The organism is Halococcoides cellulosivorans (assembly GCF_003058365.1).
Taxonomy (GTDB): domain Archaea; phylum Halobacteriota; class Halobacteria; order Halobacteriales; family Haloarculaceae; genus Halococcoides; species Halococcoides cellulosivorans.
In genome coordinates this window covers 2,566,886-2,586,739 of record NZ_CP028858.1, presented here as the reverse complement: position 1 = coordinate 2,586,739, position 19,854 = coordinate 2,566,886, and the positions used below count along the sequence as shown (strand labels likewise).

The 19,854-nt window shown below is 56.6% G+C and carries 19 protein-coding genes; 10 read left to right on the top strand and 9 right to left on the bottom strand.

Annotated features, from left to right (window positions below; translation table 11 throughout):
- Positions 1-106 precede the first annotated feature (106 nt).
- Positions 107-1,585: a hypothetical protein gene (locus HARCEL1_RS12560; RefSeq protein ID WP_108383921.1), complete on the top strand. Its 1,479-nt coding sequence runs from the start codon at positions 107-109 to the stop codon at positions 1,583-1,585.
- Positions 1,582-2,994 (top strand): argonaute/piwi family protein, encoded by a 1,413-nt coding sequence (locus tag HARCEL1_RS12555; RefSeq protein ID WP_108383920.1) that lies wholly within the window; start codon positions 1,582-1,584, stop codon positions 2,992-2,994. The genes HARCEL1_RS12560 and HARCEL1_RS12555 overlap by 4 nt, the downstream gene beginning before the upstream one ends.
- Positions 2,995-3,054: 60 nt before the next feature.
- On the opposite strand, the gene HARCEL1_RS12550 is transcribed toward HARCEL1_RS12555, so the two are convergent.
- Complete coding sequence (locus tag HARCEL1_RS12550; protein ID WP_108383919.1) at positions 3,055-3,843, bottom strand: hypothetical protein; 789 nt, start codon at positions 3,841-3,843, stop codon at positions 3,055-3,057.
- A 248-nt stretch (positions 3,844-4,091) separates the two neighbouring features.
- Here HARCEL1_RS12550 and HARCEL1_RS12545 point away from each other — a divergent pair, with 248 nt between their 5' ends.
- The 3 genes from HARCEL1_RS12545 to HARCEL1_RS12535 all read left to right on the top strand — a co-directional run bounded on the left by HARCEL1_RS12545 (position 4,092) and on the right by HARCEL1_RS12535 (position 6,234).
- Positions 4,092-4,313, top strand: coding sequence for a winged helix-turn-helix transcriptional regulator (locus HARCEL1_RS12545; RefSeq protein ID WP_108383918.1), 222 nt, complete (start codon positions 4,092-4,094; stop codon positions 4,311-4,313).
- A 17-nt stretch (positions 4,314-4,330) separates the two neighbouring features.
- A complete protein-coding gene (locus HARCEL1_RS12540) occupies positions 4,331-4,735 on the top strand; it encodes a hypothetical protein (protein ID WP_108383917.1) in 405 nt (134 codons plus the stop codon).
- A 104-nt stretch (positions 4,736-4,839) separates the two neighbouring features.
- Positions 4,840-6,234 carry an ATP-binding protein gene (locus HARCEL1_RS12535; RefSeq protein ID WP_159077146.1) on the top strand — a complete coding sequence of 465 codons (1,395 nt, stop codon included), beginning with the start codon at positions 4,840-4,842 and terminating at the stop codon, positions 6,232-6,234.
- Positions 6,235-6,507: 273 nt separating this feature from the next.
- Here the strand turns inward: HARCEL1_RS12535 and HARCEL1_RS12530 are convergent, their stop codons facing one another.
- Positions 6,508-6,990 carry a hypothetical protein gene (locus HARCEL1_RS12530; RefSeq protein ID WP_108383915.1) on the bottom strand — a complete coding sequence of 161 codons (483 nt, stop codon included), beginning with the start codon at positions 6,988-6,990 and terminating at the stop codon, positions 6,508-6,510.
- Between the two features lie 151 nt (positions 6,991-7,141).
- Complete coding sequence (locus tag HARCEL1_RS12525) at positions 7,142-7,327, bottom strand: hypothetical protein (protein WP_233357354.1); 186 nt, start codon at positions 7,325-7,327, stop codon at positions 7,142-7,144.
- Between the two features lie 102 nt (positions 7,328-7,429).
- Between HARCEL1_RS12525 and HARCEL1_RS13515 the strand changes: the two genes are divergently transcribed.
- Entirely contained in the window at positions 7,430-8,707 is a 1,278-nt protein-coding gene (locus HARCEL1_RS13515; RefSeq protein ID WP_159077145.1) for a hypothetical protein, read from the top strand.
- Positions 8,708-8,802: 95 nt separating this feature from the next.
- On the opposite strand, the gene HARCEL1_RS12515 is transcribed toward HARCEL1_RS13515, so the two are convergent.
- Positions 8,803-9,141 carry a hypothetical protein gene (locus tag HARCEL1_RS12515; RefSeq protein WP_108383913.1) on the bottom strand — a complete coding sequence of 113 codons (339 nt, stop codon included), beginning with the start codon at positions 9,139-9,141 and terminating at the stop codon, positions 8,803-8,805.
- 60 nt (positions 9,142-9,201) lie between these two features.
- On the opposite strand from HARCEL1_RS12515, the gene HARCEL1_RS12510 reads away from it, so the two are divergent.
- The 3 genes from HARCEL1_RS12510 to HARCEL1_RS12495 all read left to right on the top strand — a co-directional run bounded on the left by HARCEL1_RS12510 (position 9,202) and on the right by HARCEL1_RS12495 (position 12,098).
- Entirely contained in the window at positions 9,202-9,579 is a 378-nt protein-coding gene (locus HARCEL1_RS12510; protein WP_108383912.1) for a hypothetical protein, read from the top strand.
- Complete coding sequence (locus HARCEL1_RS12505; protein ID WP_159077144.1) at positions 9,569-11,086, top strand: hypothetical protein; 1,518 nt, start codon at positions 9,569-9,571, stop codon at positions 11,084-11,086. Before HARCEL1_RS12510 ends, HARCEL1_RS12505 begins: the two co-directional genes overlap by 11 nt.
- Before the next feature lie 700 nt (positions 11,087-11,786).
- A complete protein-coding gene (locus HARCEL1_RS12495) occupies positions 11,787-12,098 on the top strand; it encodes a hypothetical protein (protein ID WP_108383909.1) in 312 nt (103 codons plus the stop codon).
- A gap of 334 nt (positions 12,099-12,432) precedes the next feature.
- Here HARCEL1_RS12495 and HARCEL1_RS12490 read toward each other — a convergent pair whose 3' ends face one another.
- Both HARCEL1_RS12490 and HARCEL1_RS12485 read right to left on the bottom strand, forming a co-directional pair.
- A complete protein-coding gene (locus HARCEL1_RS12490) occupies positions 12,433-12,921 on the bottom strand; it encodes an HNH endonuclease (protein WP_108383908.1) in 489 nt (162 codons plus the stop codon).
- 24 nt (positions 12,922-12,945) lie between these two features.
- Positions 12,946-15,633, bottom strand: a complete 2,688-nt coding sequence (locus HARCEL1_RS12485) for a helicase-related protein (protein ID WP_394337431.1) — start codon at positions 15,631-15,633, stop codon at positions 12,946-12,948.
- Here HARCEL1_RS12485 and HARCEL1_RS13965 point away from each other — a divergent pair.
- The gene (locus HARCEL1_RS13965) at positions 15,607-15,897 is read left to right on the top strand and encodes a hypothetical protein (protein ID WP_233357459.1); all 291 of its coding nucleotides are present in this window, start codon (positions 15,607-15,609) and stop codon (positions 15,895-15,897) included. The genes HARCEL1_RS12485 and HARCEL1_RS13965 overlap by 27 nt on opposite strands.
- Before the next feature lie 36 nt (positions 15,898-15,933).
- On the opposite strand, the gene HARCEL1_RS12480 is transcribed toward HARCEL1_RS13965, so the two are convergent.
- The 3 genes from HARCEL1_RS12480 to HARCEL1_RS12470 form a co-directional block, all read right to left on the bottom strand.
- Positions 15,934-16,653 (bottom strand): uracil-DNA glycosylase family protein, encoded by a 720-nt coding sequence (locus HARCEL1_RS12480; protein ID WP_108383906.1) that lies wholly within the window; start codon positions 16,651-16,653, stop codon positions 15,934-15,936.
- 55 nt (positions 16,654-16,708) lie between these two features.
- On the bottom strand, positions 16,709-18,901 hold the full coding sequence (gene pglZ, locus HARCEL1_RS12475; RefSeq protein ID WP_108383905.1) for a BREX-5 system phosphatase PglZ: 2,193 nt from the start codon (positions 18,899-18,901) through the stop codon (positions 16,709-16,711).
- A gap of 109 nt (positions 18,902-19,010) precedes the next feature.
- The gene (locus HARCEL1_RS12470) at positions 19,011-19,850 is read right to left on the bottom strand and encodes a hypothetical protein (protein WP_108383904.1); all 840 of its coding nucleotides are present in this window, start codon (positions 19,848-19,850) and stop codon (positions 19,011-19,013) included.
- Positions 19,851-19,854 lie beyond the last annotated feature (4 nt).

The window sequence follows — 19,854 nt, the reverse complement described above, 5'->3', positions numbered from 1 at the left end:
GCCGGATTTCTGAATGGGTGTTACTGCGCCTCCGTCTTATCCGCTACGGGAGCGGTTTTTCGCTGCACCCGACATTTTTTGCTCTGGGCCGCGGTATGCAACGGTAGTGACGTTCGAGAATCTCGAGGGGGAACAGGAGTCCAGCCACCACAAAGCAGAGATGTATCGGCGGCGGGTTCGGGACTACCTCGAAGCTGGCGAATATTTGGAGGTTGGTGACGGTTATGCAGGAACCTCTGATATTGTATTGTCCCGACCGGCTCACGCAGAGGACAAGAGGTTCCGTGTCGAGACCAAGAACACCAAACTCTCACTGTTCGACAACGGTTTTATCGACGAATTAGCCCGTCAGTTTATCGACTTTTCGCGCTCTGAGAGGGGAGAGTTCGAATTCATCGTATTCGCCGAGGACTACGCCAGTCAGTCGCGGTGGAAAGACATCTTCCACGATCGTATTAGGAAAGAAGAAGAGGTGCGGACTTACTACGAGGAACTGTGTGAGAGGCACAATCTGAACGAAGCGGAAGCAGACCAATTCGAGTCACTCGATTTTCGGGAGTTTTGGCGATTTTTGGAGCGAGTCAGCATCAAAAAAGCGGGATACGAGCGACTAGGCGAACTCATTGAAGATCGCGAGTCACAGAATCGTGGAGACAAGAAGTGGGACTTCTACACTCGTGAGAACGAACCTGTAAAGGAGCGCGGCAATCCCACGCCAAATTTCGTCCGAATCGTTGACCTCCCCGACAAGATCTGGACACTGCGGAGTCTGGCCCCCGAGTACCATGACGTGTATGATCAAAATCCGCGTTATCTTCCGATCTGGTTCCAAAGTGGTCAGATGTACAGCCTACTACCACCTGGGGAAATGCCTGGTTCACTCGTACAGTTCGTGAAGACGGACACGTCGGAGTGTCACGACTTCACGGAATGGATGAGTCAGACAGGAGACCAACACAATCGCGGAGTAACCGCCCTGTTGAATCGGCAGGTGCTGTGGCGCGGTGTTAGCCGCCACGACCGCTGCGTCAGCATCCGTCACCGTGGCCGACATAAACTCATTATTCAGAGGGACAGAGACATCGACCAGAATTCCGACGAGACCAGGCAGCAAGAATTGTCAGGTGCTCTAAGACCCTCTGGCGAGAACGACTCAGAAGCCAATCAGAAGTTCAAGGGATACGTCGCACTAAAGGACTGGGGTAATGCCTACGCACACCGGTACGGGAGGCCCGTTGTGAAACAGTACGGCGACCAATACTATGTCTTCGTTGAGACAGGGTGGTTGTTCACCGAGCGTGGGCAAGGCGATTCGTTCATCAGTGGCGACCGTGCTGACGAGCTCCACAATCAACTGGACAAGAACTCACTATCTCGGAACCCCAACCAGAAAAGTCAGTTCAGACAGTGGCGAGCTTACCTCGGTCTCGATGAAGGACGGGGTGGTTATGCGGCAATCCCAGGAACGGGCGGGCAGCGGATGACTTTCGAGGACGCGATCGACGTTCATCTCCGAGAGCGGCCACCCAAGAACACCGAGGAACGAGACGCACTGATGGCAGGTGAAACCGTGGTGAAACAATGAGCGATTTCAAGCTCCGCCGGATTATGGAGCCTGAATTGCTATTCGCCGATGGCGAAACGGCGAAGGATCCGCGCGGAGGGCTGCTGAAGTATGGCCCCCGCCCTCGGGCCAATATAGAGGAAGAGGTCGTGAACGTCGGGATTGTCGGAGACAGTCGGTCGATCTCAATGATGGAGGAACTGCTCCGCAAGATGCGAACCGGTATTCCGAGCAACTCGAACCGGAAACGATGGCGACAACCATTCCCAGGACTCGGAGTCGACTCGCGCCTCCAGTTCGACTACCAAACGCACGAAAAGTGGAGGGGGCGCATCCGTCAGAAGGATATGGACACGATTGCCGAGATACCCGACCGGCAAGAACGCGTCCAACCCGCCATCAGACACCTGAAACACCAAATCGCAGGACTCGGGTCACAGACGCCACCGCCCGACATCACATTCGTTGCCATCCCCGAGCGTTTCGTGGAACTTTGTGGCGATCCGAATACGGACACCGGCCGGATTCAAACGGAGAACAGCGATTTCCGGAGTCAGGTCAAGCTCGCAGGCATGGAAGTTGGCACCCCCACGCAACTGATGTCACCGAAAGCGCTGCGCGGGGGTCCTGATGTACAGCACCGTTCTGAGTTCGCGTGGAACATCGCCGTCGGGATGCTCTACAAAGCCCGTGAGGGAAGGCCTTGGAAGACGGCGAGTTTTGACAGCCAGCAGTGTTACGCGGGTATTTCGTTCTACAGAGAGCGGGGCGCCGATCCAGACGTCAGGGCGTCGATCGCACAGGTATTCATAGAGGGCGGAGAGAACTTCGTCATTCGCGGAGATCCCGTGCAAGACATCGCCAGCGATGAAGCGCAGACCCACCTCTCGTACGCAGACGCCAAGCGGTTGGTTGAAAGTATTCTTGAGAAGTACGGCGACTATCGAGACTCGCAACCGAATCGACTTGTACTTCACAAGTCGTCCAACTTCTGGCCGAAGGAGAGTGAAGGGTTCGATGACGGTGCCGCCCAAGTGGACGTGAAAGAATTCGTCACCATCAGGAACCACCACCCACTCCGCCTCTTTCCAGAAGGCGACAATCCGCCGTTGCGGGGCACACTTGCTCTCCCTCCTGACCGGAGCGAAGGGTACCTCTACACTACCGGATACGTACCCGAGCAGTCCGTGTACAACGGGCCGGGCGTGCCCACTCCCATCGTCGTTAGACCTCACGAGGAGCACTTCAGCGGCGATTACCGACGCCTCTGCCGTGAGATACTCACTTTCACCAAACTGGACTGGAACAGTTCGGATTTCTGCAAGCGGCTCCCCGTCACCATCGGAATCGCAAATGCCGTGAGTGAGATTCTCGCCGAACCGAACGCGGACGACATCAACCTACAGACCCATTATTACTATTACATGTGACTAGTAGTGGCTTATCCATATGGACCACTGGATTAGAAGAGTGAGGGAAAATTCTCCCAACTACATATTCCGCCACACCCGAAACAGGACCTTAGAAGCGTGTTGGGCCTGCTCCCGGTACCCCTCTATGTCGCTTTCAGTGATGTTTGTCTCGATAGAGTGGGCCTCTGCGTTAGCGTCCTGCCTGAAAGAGTTCAGTTCGTCAATGAAGTCGCTGTCAAGGCCTCCGGAAAGATGCTTGAAGTCGCCAAGGTTAGTCTCGAAGCTGTCGATAAGGTCGCTGAACTTACTAAATCGGTGGTTGTCGGGGAGGTAGTACAGGTTGATCTCCTGCTTTCCGTATTGGTCTCTGAGGATGTCGATAACTAGGTTCTCCAGGAGCTTCCGTGTCAGGACGAGGGTAGCGTCGTAGATCCCGAGGCTGTAGCACCGGTTGATGTTCTCCACGAGGTCCGGGTAGAACGTCCCGGGTACGTTGTCGATGTCGAGGAACTGTTCGGAGTGGATTGAGATTTGAGGTGCAGTGATTCCAGCTGGTTCTCTGTCGTCGTCTTCCAAGACCTCCAGGGCTGGGTACTGTTGGAGCGTTTCTTCGTCGGAATTTGCCATCGTATACATTCGCCGCATAATCCCGAGTGCGACGTCTTCGTCATCGTCAGCTACTGACCGTAGGAAACGTGCTGCAGTTACTTGTCGGTCGTCGTCTCCGAAGTGCCAGCTCCGGTAGAAGCGGTCGATATTAGTTGCTTTGCCGTGGACTCCAAATTCAGTCGCGGCCATCTCCCAATCATTTTTCGTGATATTGTTTTCGACGGCGAATCGGGAGAATTGGCCGATGAGAGCCTGCATTGAATCCTGAGACATAGTCGAATAATTCAGTGATCAGCCACCTGTATCTACCGGAGTCTCTTCAAAATTCTGGAAAGGACCACAAGGGGCCGTGTTTAGACGCTAGTAAGAGCGTATAATTGTCGAAGATACTAGGAAGGGACTTGTTTAGACGTTTTAGATCTTCTCCGGCTTATTTACCTTAGTCGCAGTACAAAAGAATGCAACAACCACCACCTATAAGCACGTTTCCCCCTTACCCATCCACAATGGCACCGCGCACGGCGGGCTCTGACGTGGACCCCGAGGAACTGGACCACGTCCTCGGGCAGATCAACGAAGAGACCGGGAAGAGCGTCAAGGAACTCGCCTCAGAGACCGGCTATTCCTCCCGGCACGTGCAACGGATTCTGGAGGAGCTGATGGAGCGCGGCAAGATCACGAGCACGCCAGACTGGCGCTATCGCGAGTCCCGGCGGAGCAAGGCCTGACGTTCTTCGGTCCGTCGATGAGCGACACACAGTCGGAAGACCGCACTGAGCGATTCGTGAACGAGTTGGAGGACGAGTGGGCCCGGTCAGAGTTCGAACGCGACCGGGACCGGATCCTCTACACACGGGAGCTCCGTCGCCTGAAGGACGTCACGCAGGTGGCCCGCTCTGGCGAATCGTACCTGTACCACGATCGGCTGTCCCACTCTCTCAAGGTCGCGCAGGTCGGGCGGGGGCTCGCCCGGATACTTCGGCAATGGCCACGGGAGGATGACATCGATGTCGAGACCATTCTCGATTCCGATGTCGTCAAGTCGGTCTTCGCGAGGAAAACGCGCTCTTCGGACGTGGGCCCATCCTCGAGGTCCAGCATTGTTGTGCTGCCCTTTGATGCCTCTCCTGAAACGCGGCGGTTAGACTGAGATGATAGTCCAAACTCTACGAATCGTATTCAGACATACCGTGTTCAGACATATCGTGTTCAGCCATCGGAATACTTATGGGTTCGTCGATCACATACCCGTGTATGCCACCCTCGTTCGTCAACCGCTCGGAAGAGTTGTCGCGGATTCAGCGGGCTTATGAGAGCGATTCCGCCGAGTTCATTGTCATCCTGGGACGCCGACGGATTGGAAAGTCGGCGCTTGTCCGCGAATCAATCCCGGACGAGAATACCGTCTACTACCAAGCCACACGGGACACCGACGCAGTTCAGATATCTGACTTCATCCAGGAAGCCCAAGCGGTGTATTCTGGAATTGAACGGATTCGCGAAGACTGGGAAGCATTGCTCGGGTATCTCGGCGATCAGAACGCCACAGTCATCATTGATGAGTGGCCGTTCCTCGTTGAGGCAGATAGTAGCGTTCCGACGAAATTCCAGCGCGTGTGGGATACGGAACTTGAAGAAACGGAGATGACGCTTGTCGTAGTCGGGTCGGCGATCAGCATCATGACGAACAAAATCACGGAGCAGGATGCCCCGCTGTACAACCGAGACACGGTTCGATTGGATCTCGCACCGCTATCGCTCGGTGATGCGGCCCCGTACTACCCTGCCCCGGCAGATGACCCGATTGGAATCCTCGAAAGTTGGAGTATCTTTGGCGGCACACCATTCTATCTCCAGCTCATTTCGCCAGATGAGTCGCTTGCGACGAACGTGAACCGGCATATTATCAGCCAGCACGGGCGACTGCACGGTGAACCCGAAACGATTCTTCAGACAGAGAGTGTGCGGAAGCCGGAGCGATACATGAGCATTCTCCGGGCACTTGCCGACGGGCGACGTGAAACAAGTGAGATTGCCGATTACGCGGGATTTGATGACTCGAGGGGAGTCTGGCGGTATGCTGAGCGACTGAAACAGCTCCGAGTGATCGAGGAAGACCAACCAGTCACGGAAGAGACGTCGAGCCCGAAACGGTATCGCATTCAGGAGCCGTTGTTCCGGTTCTGGTTCCGGTTCCTCTACGGGAAGAACCCACAGCACATCACTACTGACGATCCGTTCACGGAGCAGATTCGCCCGGATTTTTCGGCTTACGTTGGGCGTGTCTTCGAGGACGTATGTCGTGACGCGCTCCCGGTGCTGTTCCCGAAAGCGTCGTTCAGTCGCATCGGTGGGTGGTGGGACTCAGAGGGTGAACTGGATGTCGTTGGACTCGATCACACTGGACGCATCGTCGGTGGTGAGTCGAAGTTCACTGCGAGTCCGATGCATCCGGGACACCTAGACGATGTCGAAACGCGAACGAAGCGTATTGAGTGGACACCACCGAACGAATCGGAAGTGACCCGACAGTACTGTCTGTTTAGCCGGTCTGGCTTCACCGATGCACTGGAAGAAACCGCACAAACCCGTGACGATGTGCATCTGTTTTCGGTGGCGGACGTTGTGACAGCTCTCAGAGACTCATAGCGGGGCATTTCTCTGAGGGGTACTGCGAAACTCATCCCGTGAACGGTGCGTGTCGATCGTACCTTGACGCAGGGAGGAGCGGGGTGGGGAGACAGGGTCAGGTAAAATTGCTTTAGCTCGGTTTCGGGCAGCCTCTCGATACAGCGCCTATATATTGGGCGGAAATAATGTTATCCGGAAAGCTTGTCGGGGCTGCGTTAGCATAGAACTTTTCGTAGATGTATTTCAGGATCTCTCTACGAATTTTCGGACAATATTCATAAATTCTTAGGGTTAATAATTCTCTCCACGGAGATTGTTGACTCCGTACTGCAGTTCCTCGACATCGTCAGCGAGATCCTCAATGTCTTCCTCTATGCTACTGAACTTGCGGGGATAGACATCGACAATCTTGGCGATCGGGGAAACCGATTCCTTGTCCGAGTTCGTAAAGTAGACCGTGCCGATATCGGCGTCTTCGTACCCTATGACCTTCCATTCGATGAAATTTCTCCAACCAAGATCTTCCAGCTTCATCGCGATACGGGACTTAATCAATCCGTACGTCTCCTCGTCCACTTCTTCGAGTGCCTGCTCTTCATCGACGCTGTCTAACAGGAACAGGGCATCCGCCTCGTCCTCGATAATGTGATCTGTTATTTCTTCCAATGTGAAGGCCTGCTCATCATTGCGACGTAGAATATTAGAAATGTGGACTTGAAGCGGATCCAGTCGGCGGCCCTCCTTCCACTCTTCAGAATCTTCGTTGATTGGCATACAGAATACACCGAGGATGGCCTTATAAACCCTTCCCACGCACTTATAACACTCAGATCAATCGGGAAGGGCCTCAAATCCGTCGAGATCATGGTCTTACGGTCCTACGTTGACGTCCTCGGTGCAAGGGCGGGAGTCCGCGGCGCCCTTGTCACCGGCGAACACCTTCTGGCCGTTGCGGCGCTTTCATCCCTGACGGCGCCACAATGATCGGTGCGGACTCGCCGTCGAGGAGAAGCTCGCGATCCTCCATCGTCTCCGGCGTCCAGGCACAGTCGGGCGTGAACGGCTCGGTGTCACTCGAGTTGATCCGGTAGTTCAGGATCGACTCGCCCATGAACTCGTCCTGGCAGAACACATATTTAGACCGCAGTCAGAATGACTTCTCGAGAGAACCGACCGATCAATATTCATCACTCACAACGATACACCAGCCACAATGGTCGATTACACTCACCGGTTCGCGGCATATCTCCTCGAGGCCGATACCGACGTGGATGCCCTCTCGCGAATGGTGAAGGGGTTATTTCGGAGTGGCTTCACTGCGTTACCCAAGACCCCATCAACCGACGCTTCGGAGGGACTTCCGGACACGATCAAGTGCGGCCCGAGGCCCAATGAGTCCACGCTACTCGATATCTCGCGAGCCTGCCGGGAAACTGCTGCTAGCGGTGGGTTTCTCACAGTGTACCTCGATGGATTAGAGGTCCCGATCGAGATCCGACCGGACGACGATGGTCGATTGGCACATATTCCAATAAGCGTTTGGGGCCCGAAGAACGCATTTCCGGTCCTCATCTGGGACGATAACGATCGAGTGGAACTGATCGATGTCCAACCAGAGGCAGCAACATGGCGTGCCGACACGCTGATCGATGGGATCGTCGCTCTTTCCGAAGCCACAACTCCCTGGGGTGTTATCGGAACCACCGCTGAAGGAGGCGTGTCGACGCCGGACGGGCCACCGTCGACAGCTGAACTGTCCCGGCTCCCCTGGGTGAGCGTGTTCGGTGAGGAGTGGTATCGACACCTCGGCGGACGCGACCGCCTGCTGGAGACGCCGGCGTGGGAAACACGAGAGCTGTCGACTGGCGCGGTCCTGATCCGGCGAACCGAACTCCCACCGACTGGTGTCGGAGAACGCCGAGACTTCTGTCTCGACGGCGATTTCGTCGATCCTGCAGCGTACGTATTCGATGGTCGCCCAATGCCGAATCTCTACGAGCAGCGCGAACGAATCCTCGCAAACTATGAGCGCGAGCACCTGGATCCTTTTCGCTCACTCGATGATGGTGAGATCGGGAGCGATCTCGTCATCTGTCCCGACCACTCACCGTTCGGGGCCGAGGACCTCGAACCGCTCGATTACACGAAACTAACGGGACAGTCGTTCTGGACGCAACAGGCCTGCCAGGTACTCCACGTCGAGCGTGACGGCCATCGATTGTACGTTCCTGAGACCGGCGAGTTTATCAGACGACTCGTCGACGAAGACGGCACACCACTCGGAACTCGACCGAACGGGGTCACGTGGAACGACGAGTTCCTCACGCTGACAATCCTCTCTGAGGATCACCAGGAAAATCCGATCGAATTCTACCGTATGGACGACATCGACGATCCGAGTCTCTGTCAACAGTTCCATGGACTCCCGAACTGGAGTCAGAATGGCTCGCTGTGGCAAGACCGAGACGAGCCGCTGACCGGATCATCCTGAAGTATCTCAAGCTGGTGGCCCTACACCGGTTCCGCATCGGTGCTTTTGCGAAGGTCCCGTGCGGGACCCGACAGCCATACGGTCGGAAAAGTCAGTCAATGAAAGCTGTTCGCGTAAAGCTTCTCGACATCTTCCAGCGTCCATTCTCCGGCGGTGTCCTCCCAGACAGCGATAGCAGCCCATGCGGTGCCCGGTACCGTCGCCCCGCCGCCGATCACGGAAAACGAAACGGCGTACACATCGGGCTCGATGTACTCAAGGTCCTCTACCCGGAAATGTCGTTTTCCGGGGTGGCCATATTCATCCTCGAGGTGATTAGCAAGTGCTTCGAACCGCTCATCATCGATCTCCACGCCCTCGGCAGGGTAGCCTTCCGGATTGTCCAATAAGTCGTAGTCAAGGTCGTATTCAGTTGCATCCCAGTCCTCAGCCATATTTGGAATTCACTGAGCGGGACGAAAGCGCTTAACGATCAGGCATTCCACGGCGGCAGTATGTCCACCAGTACTGAACGGCGGCAATTCACCGTAGAGCCCAGAGACGGCATCCAACCGACGACGTTAGCGGAGCAGTTCGACGGAATCGGTGACGCGACCGTCCGCGTCCGAGACGGGGTAGTTCTGATTTCCGGCCCAGATTACGAGTGGTACGAGCAGGGCCATGACGATCTGATAGCAGCGATCGAACCGACCCAACAGATCGACCGAGCCTGCTGGGTCGAGTACAACGATACGACCATGGACGCCACACTCGAGTATTTCGAGCGGATCGATGGGGAGCTGACCCACGTGGAGACCTACACGGCCCACGGCCATGCCAGGGCCTACGATTACGTGTGCAGGGAATACGGGTTCGATATCGATGAGCACTGAGTTCGAGACGGCCCGTGCAGTAGTGGCTGCATCCGTTCTGGAGGCCGTTGACCGTCCATCGGGGACAGATCTCAATCCGGACGATCCCGAGGATGTCCGCCGTGCGATGGAGACGGTGCTCGAGGTCGGGACTGACGACCGGCCGATCGATGGCCTGTATGGACTCGCGATCGCGGCCGTGAGTGAGTCCAGATCGGTTCGAATCGCGGCTCGACAGCGGATACAGCAGCTTTCTACCGCCAAAGGGGACCACCTCGTAAGGATTCGTGGTGAGGACAACCAGCGATTCGTCGGGGACATCTCCGCCGACGATATCGTCGTTCGTGCTGGTGTGGTCTGTGCCGTCCGGTGGCTCGCGCCGTACGCGTCAGGCCATCTGTTCCCTCGCGACGTCCTAGACGAACTGATTCCCGCGATCGTGGATGCGCTCTCGGACGAGCACCGAACGGTTCGACGTGGGGCCGCACTCTCGATCGTCGAGTGCCGGGACAACGACGGTGTGCTCACGCTGCTCGATTCGGATCTGACGGAGTACCTCGAAGAGTTTGCAGCGACGGCCAGGGATGACGACCCGTTCGTCCGCGGACACGCTCTCGCCGCTCTCAGGGCACCTGAGTCGTCCGACGATCCCGATGGGTTCCGGACGGCGATCGATGCATACCGTGACGGACTTTCTGATGACCGTGTCGGTATCCAGCGCACTGCACTCGATGGGCTCCGCCAAGCCCTGTCCGAGGTCCGTCCCGCTACCGAGCCACCCGAAGAGATCGTTGCGCTCGCGCCGGGGATCGCACGGGGGTTGAACGAGTCTCTGGGGTCGTCCTCACCGGTCGTTCGACGCCGAGCCAGTGAACTTCTCTGGAGGAACTCCTCGCTGTTCACCTCTCCATCCGACAATGGGGAGGAAATCGTGACGGAGCTCAAGGCCATCGGCGAGACGGCGACCCAGCTATCACCAGACACAGAGATTGACCGAAACCTCGTCAACGCGTTCTCCCGGCTCCTCGAGCAGTACCCTCAACTCGCTGAACCAGCTGCGTCAGTAGCAACCCGCACGGCGTCGAATCGTGTGTTCGCCGGCGATTCCTTCGGGAAGGAGAGCGCGCTCGACCTCATCGAAGAGTCGCTCGACGCCGCACCGGAGACTGATCTGCCGATGGACGGGCTGTACGCTGCGCTCGCCGACCCGGCCGAGACAGTTCGGGTCCGTGCAGCTACGGTGCTCGCCGAAAACGTCGATCGGGCACCCGATTCGACAGCGGTGCAAACTGTTGGTGATATTCTGAGCGCGCACTGGGAGGCTGAGTCAGACGACGCGGCAGCGGACCCCCTTGTCACGGTCGCTCAGAACGATCCAGAGAGGGCTGCAGCCCTTGGGCGACGTCTCGTCGCTCGGACCCCCGATAGTGACGTAGAGGGTGCTGTGGAATTGCTTCGAGCGATGTCGGAAGGCGCTCCAGAGACGCTTGAGCCAGTGCTTGAGGAGACTCGAAACGACCTCGAGTGACGGCCAGGGATCAATCCCGAAAGTTTCGGGGGGGTCCTAGACCAGGTGAAACGCATTATTCTGCTCAGAATTCCTGTGAGAAGTGACGGGGTCCCAGCTCCCCCTCTTTGTCGATTACCACCGCCCCACATATATGCGCGATCGGGCGCGCGGGCGTCCGATCGCGCCCGAATTATAATGCTCGTAGTATATTGTTAAGGCCCATATTATGGAGTTAGAAGGCCTCTATACCCAAAATTTAAGTCCCTACCTAACAATCATGGTACTGTGATGTCGGCTGCAAAATCTCTCCGCGAAGAGACGCACCGAGCCGGACCAAACACGCGAACGGGGGGAGCGCTGCCCCCAGTCACCGACCACGCACGGACGCGCTGGGCCGAGCGTGCGCCTCGTGCGGACATCGACATCGAGACGGCGTGGCAGGAGTCGGTCGTGGTCGGAGCCTCGCAGCAGGCGTGTGAGGGGGCACGGCTGTACGCTCCGTGTGACGTCGTTTTCCGAGTCCAGAACAGCCAGATTACCAGTGTCTGGCCTGCGAACTATGATACGCTCGACACTGACCATCTTGGCCGGTGCGCTGAGTGGGGGAACCTCGACCGATTCGACACTGTCGAGTCGATCTGCCGCTGGTGCCAGAATCGCTCACCGACTGTCGAGATGGAGAACGGAGTGACCGTTCGATTCGAGGGAGGGGCATAAGATGGCCTCGTCAGTGCAGGTCAAGGACCTGGACGAAGTAGAACCGACTGGCAACTACATCGTAGTGTACGCGTGGGTGACCTACATCGAGGATCTCGACGCGCACAAACCCTATCAGAAGGGGATGCTCGGGGACGACAGTTCACGGGGGATCGAACCCCGGAAGTTCGTCGTCTACGACCCTGACCTCAGACTGGAGAAAGGAAACACGTACAAAATCTTCGGCAAGGAGCGGGGCTACGAGAAACTCGACGAGATCCAGATCCTGATCAGCGACGCCGACCACGTCGAACTCGTCCACGAAGGGGATTAGGTCTAGTGGCGGGACTACTTTCGTCTCGCGTGTCGTCCGTTAGAGCACCAACAGTGACTGTTCCCCGAATACAGGCAGGGTAGAATAGCGTAGGATATCGATGAATGGGGCTCTGTGGTCTCCCTTATTGCTGGTCCGCGACAGCCTCGATATCCTCGCGAAGCGACGCCAGTTCGTCCTCAAGTAGGGCCTGCCGTTCGAGCTAGGATGTCAATCTGTGGCTGGTCTGACGATTTGACGTTTGAGCCATGTTGATAGTATTGACCGAATTCGGATTGGCGAAGCAATGACTATGGAACAGAACCACCGTGAATCAACATATAAAAGAGAGTAGCTATTTAAAATCGGATAGTCCACTTTGTGCGCCGTTTCTATCCACGTAGTACTCATATAACTCGCGTGACTCGGACTTAGATATCTTCTTGACTTTGCGGATTTCGGTGCCTATCTGTTTCAAGCGCTTGTTGAGGGCCCTCCGTTCGGCGTCAGTAATCATCAGGTCTGAGTGCTCCTCAATATCAAGCTGTCTAAGCTGTGAGGGGAGGGATTGGTTTTCGAATTTGCTGTGGCATTCCCGGCAAAGTGTGACGAGGTTCACTGGAAGGTGAGGGTCAAACTCATCCGAAATGTCTGATTCAGGAACCAAGTGGTGGACGCTAAGGAATTCCTCTCTTTCCGGTTCATCACAATGGAGGCAGCGTCCTGCATCCCTGTTGCGAACGGTTCTTGCAATCTCTTTGAACCGCTGCCCTCTATTTTCCACCATACGGATGTAAAGGGTAAGGAGAAGCGTCTTAACGTTGTCCTTTGCTGACAACGTCACGTGCAGACTAGTTTTTGACGGAATTCAAAGAGGGAGCGTAAGACAGTAGTTCTCGACCTCGGGTGCAAGTGAGATGATCTGCTCCCGACGCCGGAGTTCGTCGCGACGCGTTTCGATTCTCTCCTCGAGCTGTTCGAGACGCTCTCGTTGGCCACGGATCGCGATGTCCATATCCGATCCGGCGTCGGCTTTGCGCTCGTATTCCTCGATGAAGGACTCGATGCGTTCCCGTTCCGCCTGCGCGTATTCCTTGAGGTTCTCCAGCTCCCGAGCGGTCTCTTCGTGACGCTTCTCTTGAAGGTGGTTCTTGATCTCGTTGACCCGCACGCTCACATACCGATCGGCAGCCGTCCGTAAGTCGGATTGAGCGTCGAGAACCGCTCGTAGGTCGTCGACGTCGGGCTTTGCTGCTACCGAGTCGCCCTCAATAATACGTTCACCGAGCGCCTGCTGAGCGTCCTCTTGCGCAGCATCTACGAAGACGGGGATGGTCTCCTCGCGAATCACGTCGCCGGTGCCGTCCTCAAACGCCACACGATAGTTGTAGGTGATCCCCGGCGTGTCGACGAACGGGAGTAGTTTGAGTCCGACTTCACCGCGTACGTCCTCCAACACGCGTGCCATGAGCCGTTGCAGGACGTCCGTGTCTGGAGCGAGGTAGGTGATATCCTCGTGATCCATCGCGAAGTCGCGGTCGAACGTGAACGGACCGAACGTTGTATCTTGGCCAGGCGAATTGATTTCGTCCGGTAACTCGGCCTGATAAAGATTGGTGCCGCGCTTCTCGAATTCGCCTCCGAAGGCCTCCACAGCTCGCTCGAAGAACTCCCGAATGTCTCCCTCGCTCCCGTAGACATTTTCTGACTCGTCGACGACCTCCTGAATCTGCCGGCGACTCTCGGCGTCGAACGTACTCGTATCGACGAGGCTTCGCTCGTACCACTCCTCGAGCGTCCGCTGACGTTCTTCAATCATCTCCTCGAGTTCCTCTTTGGTCGCACTCGGCGGTTCGTCGTTCTCGATGGACTCCATGATGAGCGAGTCCACGTCGATGTCGTCGAGGATGCCGAGCACGTCCGCCGTGTTACCGAGCTGGGAACGGATCTCCTCAACCTTGGTTTGGAGCATCTCGAAGATCTCGCTCTCGCGGGTGTCGTCGAAGAGGAAATTCCAGACTTTGACTTCCTCCTCCTGTCCGTAGCGATGGATGCGGCCGATCCGCTGCTCGAGCCGGTTCGGGTTCCACGGCAGCTCGTAGTTGGCCATGATGTGGCAGCTGTGCTGGAGGTCGATACCCTCGCTCGCTGCGTCGGTCGCGAACAGGAGCCGCGACTGGCCGTGGTTGAACTCGTCTTCGATCCGCGCCCGTTCCTCTTTGTCTACGTCGCCATGAATCACGAGAATCTCGTCGGCCCACGGCTCGTCCTGCACGAACTCGAGGAGATAGTCGAGCGTGTCTCGGTACTCCGTGAACAACAGGAGTTTCTCGTCCGGTTGTTCCTCGAGGAGTTGGGAGATGAACCGTCTGACCTTCTGGGCCTTGGAGTCGACCGGTAAGTCCTCCGCCAGCGAGACGAGATCGCGGAGCGTATCGATCTCCTCTTGGAGCTGTTCGTCGGTACTGGTGACGGTCAAACCGCCGATCTCGTCTTCCGCGTGTTGCTTGTCGTCCTCGTCCAGATCCTCGCCGTCGAGGTAGGCCCGCGCTTCCTCGGAAAGGCCATCCGTTTCTGCCTCTTCGTCGAGAAGGTCGTCCAGTCGTCGACGGAGCGTCGCGTGAATCGCGCCGACGCTGCTCACCAGCCGTTTCTGCATGAGCGCCATCGCAAACCCGACCGCGGGTTCGTTCAGTTTCTCCGAGCGGTTGTAGACGTTTTTGACGTAGTCAGTGACCGCCCGGTAGAACTGCCGCTCGTCGTGCGTCATCGAGACGGATACCGAGTTGACCTCTCGGTCTGGGAAGACGCGTTCACCATCTTCGTCGTAGATGTCGGTCTTCCCGCGACGGATCATGACGCGGTCGACTGTCTCCTGTGAGAGTTCCCGGTTCTCGGCGACGAGGAACGGGTCGATATACTCGACGAGTGAGCGAAACGCTTCGCCCTTCCCGTCGTGGGGCGTCGCGCTGAGGAGCAGCAGCGAGTCGGAGTTCCCCGTGACAGTATCAACCATCTTTGCCGTCTTGCTCGGCGACTCGCCCCGCTTTGCGGCCTTATGTGCCTCATCGACCACAACCACGTCCCAGAACGCGTCCCGGAGTGCGGGTCGGAACTCGTCTTGCCGCAGGAACGCCATGCTGGTGACGAGCTGTTGCTGGTCTTGGTTCCAGATATTGGCCTCCTCGCCGAGTCGTCGACGCTCACCTTCGACCCACGCCCGGTCTGCGACGGTGAGATCGACATCGAAGAAGCGATTCATGTCTCGAATCCACTTCTTCTGGAGGTGGGCAGGGACGACGAAGAGGACGCGGTCGGCCCGATTGCGGGCCGAGAGTTCCTTGAGGATGAGCCCTGCCTCGATCGTCTTCCCGAGCCCGACGTCGTCGCCGATGAGTGCGCGCTGGCGAAGCTTCTGCATCACCCAGTTCACGGCGTCAAGCTGGTAGGGCTCCAGTCGAACGAGCGAGTTCGAGATGCTCAGTAGTTGCCCCTGTTCGTGGGCGAGTTTCAGTTTCGTCGCCTGCGTGTGAAGATCGAACCACTGCGCGGACACGGAGTCGTGATCCGGATGGAGATCATCGAGTTGCTGTCCGGGGAGACGCTCCAGTCCAGTTTGATGTGGTTGGACATCGATGTCGTCCAGACAGACCGTCTTGACGCCCTCGCCGTCGATGTATGCTCGAAGATACTCGATGTCACCAACTGTCCGCCTCTGGATGACCTCCGCGGACGTGCCGTTGAGAACAATCTGCTGTCCGGGCGAGAAGGTGGCGTCCGTCATCGAAGGATATTGCACCTTCGAAGCACAGATTCTTGAAAGTTATCAGCGGTTTTGTGCACTACTATCGACACCTCACGAATCAAGCGTGGATTCAATGGTGTCAGCTAACGATTCCCAGTAAGCGTCGTGGTTGTCGATGCCGTCAATATGACGCAGATTTCGGAAAAGGTTACTCCAATGATATGAAGGTATTACATAGGGCTCGTTATCGCGGTACACCGAGAGCGCAACGTCGTTGAAAGCCTCAATATATTCGTCGACATCATAGAGATCAAAGGTAGTATCGGTTGCCTTCTCCCCGAAGACCACTATAACTTCTGGGTCGACAGCATTCATTTCAGGCTTTAAGTACTCACGACAATGCAGTTTGGCTTTGATGTTCTTCCACTCCATGTCTTTTCCATCGATGTCTTGGCACTTTTTGGCGTTCGTGAAATAGATCCCGCGGTCATACTGCCCCGTTCCTTCGAACCAAGCATCAACACTGTCAAAAAATTCGTCCGGAATTCTGTTGCCGTCTGTAATCCAGCCCGGTTTGCTGGCCCCGCCTCGTTCGGCACTAAAGCTCCCGGGTAGCTCCCAGTCGAGTTGATCTTCATTTTGGATGTCTCGACCGCCTCCGGGGGTTTCCGCCACGAAGGCGATCTCAGCATCAAGAATGCCGTCACCGTAGTAGGGGGTATAGCATCCTGCATTGTCCCGGTTAGGACAATCTTGGCAGGGGCCGGAACCGAACTGCCAATTGTTCCAGATTCGATTCAAGTAATTCTCGACTCTTTTATCAGACGCCATTTCCGTGGTGGTAGATAGACCTTCGACAAAAAGGTGATCGCCCGTCCGGTCGTTACTAACCCTGCGTGATACTGATGAAGTCGAGCACAAACTCCTGGGGGAGAAGCCCACCGTGGTAAAAGCGGGCGTCGCCGACGCCCTGCTTGCTGATTCGCTTGAGTGGGCTCGCAAAGGCGCTGACGTTGGCGTCAAGATAGCCTAACCGAGTGCTGGCGTCGAGCAGCACACCGGGTGAGTCCTCGTCGACGTCCTCGCCGGCGATCCACCGACGTCCGGAGTCCGACGCCTCTGACGGCCGCGAGATCTTCTCCGGGGTTACGTCGTCAGGAAGGAGAACGAACCCGTGATCAGTCAAGACGTATGCCTGATCCCACTCGCCCTGCTCGATTTTCGTCCCAATGAACTCCGCGAGCGAGTCGACACGCTGGGCGAGCATTGCTTCGAGGTCGCTGAGTTCCGTCTCGCCAATATTGTCGAGGTCGTTCTTGAAGTAGGCCACACGCGTGGACTGCCAGCCGTCGTCTTGCTCGCGGGTGACCGTCCAGCCGTCGCCGTCTAACAGCGAATTTCGTCGGTTTGGAGTGACTTTTCGGTTGTTGCGGAGCGGTAGCAGCTCGCCGTCGACGAGCGAGATGTCGAACATCTGCACTTCGCCAGGCGTGAGAGCGGCCTTCCCGAACTCGGTCTCCGAGGGGAGCGTCCCCAGCCAGACACTCTCTTCGACGGCGAACTCGGGCGCGTCGGCTGGGAGAGTTGCCACGTACTCGCGGAGTTCGTCCGCAAGGCGTCGGGCGAGGTCAAGCCGAAGAGCGTCGATCACGAACAGCGCGACCGTCTGCCCGCTTTCGAGGCCGTCGGACTCCTTGGTGAAGAACTGGTAGGCGTGATCCTCATCGACGAAGGGAGCGCCTGCCTCGACGGTCTCAGTGACGAGGTCGCCGAGGTCTTCGAGGTAGTCGACGTAGTCCGACTGGAGCTGGGTGCGGAGGTCATTGAGCGTCTCGGTCGCCGGGTGGTCACCAGGAAGGTCGGTCTCCGGTTCGCCTGAGACGACGAGATTGAGGACGGCGTTGTCGATCTGCCACGTGCCATCGTCATCGTCCGCGTACAGGGAGACGACGTCGTCGTTCACGCGTTCGTCCCACGTGTCGAGTTGATGTGCGAGACGCGCGACCTCGGCGGCTTGCTCCCACGTTTGTGTCCACGGACTGTCTGGGCCAAAGGCGCCTCGGTAGTTCCCGTGTCTGTCTTCGCTCCCGAGGAGGGTTTCGTACCGTTCCTCTGCTCGGTCGAGACACTCCTTGTAGTCGCCTGCGTCGAAGGACGCGTGCCACTCCTTCCAGAGACGGCGTTCGAGTGCGGCGTCGACAATGCAACTCGACAGTTCCCACGGATCGTCGATGGAATCGATGACGTCGGGCCACATCGCCTCACCGAGATAGCGGTCAGCGATCAGGTCAGGTGATGTCGTGTTGTTCAGCAGGGACTTGAGTTCCGGGAGGTCGTGAGCGCCCGCGGTTTCGGCCCGGAACTCGCTAGGGAAGCGGTCGGCGTCGGCGCCGGCGTGAATCAACCACTCCGCGACCGCCCACCGACGCGTTTGGGTTTCGATGACTGTGGGATCAGTCTCGTCGGCGACCGCGTCGACGCCCTCGCTGGTCAGCAAGTCCTTCATCTGGTCGATGGTCTGGGGGTCGTCGTCGATATCTGCCCAGCCGTTCTCCAGCACGAACGCCACGGGATCGGTGTACCCACCGGTGACGATTTGGGTCTGGAGTTGTTCGAGCGTTGGGAGCTGGCCACCGGTGAGCTGCTCATGAAGAATTCGCGCGATCTCCCGGCGCTGCTGTGGGTCGTCGGACTCGGTAGCGTTCTTCAGTTTCCACGCATCGAGTTGCCCGCGCTCAAACGCGTGGACGGTGAGGTCTTCGATGCTCATCTCTACCTCGCTGCCCGTATGCTGGACGTCGCGGAACCAGTCGTAGTCGCCCTCTCTATCGGCTGGTTCTTTGACGTGTGGGACGTACCAGACCTGTTCGCCGTCGACGGGGTCAGAACGGAGTTCGAGCGGTGTCTTTTCAGCAGTCTTCAGCGGGACACCCAGTTCGGAGCAAGCCTGCTGGAGGATGTCTTCAAGGTAGTTGCCATCATCCCACCAGAGGACTATCGGATCTTCCGACTCTGCTCCATCGAATTTGCGGCGAATCGTGTCTTTCGCGGCTTCTGGGAGAGATTTGGATGCTTGCATTATTAATTAGGCCTCTTGAGATTGATGTCCGTGTTTGAGCAGTTACATCGCCTCACTATTCATGCTTAACTGAACACCGCCAATAATTCTGGAATTGGTTAGAGTTGGTTCAAATATATTTTTCGACCTCAATTGACTCATCATCTGGGTCATACGCATGGTGTCCCGCAGAGCCATAACCATCGGGTGCTTCAAATTGGACGATATCTCCCTCAGAAGCAAAATACGAGATATGGTTTGGCTCAATTCTCAGATCTTGGCCTCCGACACCCTCCTGGAACGTCCTGATGAAGCCGCGTTGCTCCTCAAGCATGCTAATATATCCGACTTGTAATTCAGTGCCACTCAATATATCTTCTATATTTTTTGATGGATCGCTTTCTTCGAGGTCTAAAATCTCTCCCCAGATATCAATTATTTCCTCCATTGCGTACCAAATGAGAAGAATTGAGCTCAAGAGAGTGGGATCAGTTTCCTGCCCTGGAGTGGGTAAATCCGAAGGGTGAGAGATGTACCCCTCCCGATAGAGGTTGAACTGTTCAATTGCAAAGATATATTCGATCTCGATTGGGGAGTCCAGTGCGATTGTAGCATACAGTTTAATCCAGCGACATAGGTCAACTGGGTTATCCTGGATCTTCTGCTGGCCTCGTTCTTCTCGGAAAAGCTTGTCCTCAAAATCCCGTTCTTTAATCAAAGCTCGGAGAAAGAACTTGAGCTGGTCAAATAAAGTGGAGGTCTGGTATCGGTCGGAAAAGCAATCGAGAGTAGCATCCTCAACTTGACCAAGAAAACCGTCGATATCTTGGTAGATGTCGTCCTCGTCTTCCAGATCCAGACGGTCTCCAATTATTTCCGCTACACGGTCGTTACAGGTATCGATTTGATCTTGAATGAGTTCCTCGCTTACAGCCGGTGAATCGTCAATAGGGATAGAAGCATCACTCATTATA

Excerpts from the sequence above, each read along its gene's own strand:
- HARCEL1_RS12555 (WP_108383920.1), top strand. The coding sequence starts at position 1,582 with ATGAGCGATTTCAAGCTCCGCCGGATTATGGAGCCTGAATTGCTATTC.
- HARCEL1_RS12550 (WP_108383919.1), bottom strand. The coding sequence starts at position 3,843 with ATGCAGGCTCTCATCGGCCAATTCTCCCGATTCGCCGTCGAAAACAAT.
- HARCEL1_RS12545 (WP_108383918.1), top strand. The coding sequence starts at position 4,092 with ATGGCACCGCGCACGGCGGGCTCTGACGTGGACCCCGAGGAACTGGAC.
- HARCEL1_RS12540 (WP_108383917.1), top strand. The coding sequence starts at position 4,331 with ATGAGCGACACACAGTCGGAAGACCGCACTGAGCGATTCGTGAACGAG.
- HARCEL1_RS12535 (WP_159077146.1), top strand. The coding sequence starts at position 4,840 with ATGCCACCCTCGTTCGTCAACCGCTCGGAAGAGTTGTCGCGGATTCAG.
- HARCEL1_RS12530 (WP_108383915.1), bottom strand. The coding sequence starts at position 6,990 with ATGCCAATCAACGAAGATTCTGAAGAGTGGAAGGAGGGCCGCCGACTG.
- HARCEL1_RS12525 (WP_233357354.1), bottom strand. The coding sequence starts at position 7,327 with ATGGGCGAGTCGATCCTGAACTACCGGATCAACTCGAGTGACACCGAG.
- HARCEL1_RS13515 (WP_159077145.1), top strand. The coding sequence starts at position 7,430 with ATGGTCGATTACACTCACCGGTTCGCGGCATATCTCCTCGAGGCCGAT.
- HARCEL1_RS12515 (WP_108383913.1), bottom strand. The coding sequence starts at position 9,141 with ATGGCTGAGGACTGGGATGCAACTGAATACGACCTTGACTACGACTTA.
- HARCEL1_RS12510 (WP_108383912.1), top strand. The coding sequence starts at position 9,202 with ATGTCCACCAGTACTGAACGGCGGCAATTCACCGTAGAGCCCAGAGAC.
- HARCEL1_RS12505 (WP_159077144.1), top strand. The coding sequence starts at position 9,569 with ATGAGCACTGAGTTCGAGACGGCCCGTGCAGTAGTGGCTGCATCCGTT.
- HARCEL1_RS12495 (WP_108383909.1), top strand. The coding sequence starts at position 11,787 with ATGGCCTCGTCAGTGCAGGTCAAGGACCTGGACGAAGTAGAACCGACT.
- HARCEL1_RS12480 (WP_108383906.1), bottom strand. The coding sequence starts at position 16,653 with ATGGCGTCTGATAAAAGAGTCGAGAATTACTTGAATCGAATCTGGAAC.
- pglZ (WP_108383905.1), bottom strand. The coding sequence starts at position 18,901 with ATGCAAGCATCCAAATCTCTCCCAGAAGCCGCGAAAGACACGATTCGC.
- HARCEL1_RS12470 (WP_108383904.1), bottom strand. The coding sequence starts at position 19,850 with ATGAGTGATGCTTCTATCCCTATTGACGATTCACCGGCTGTAAGCGAG.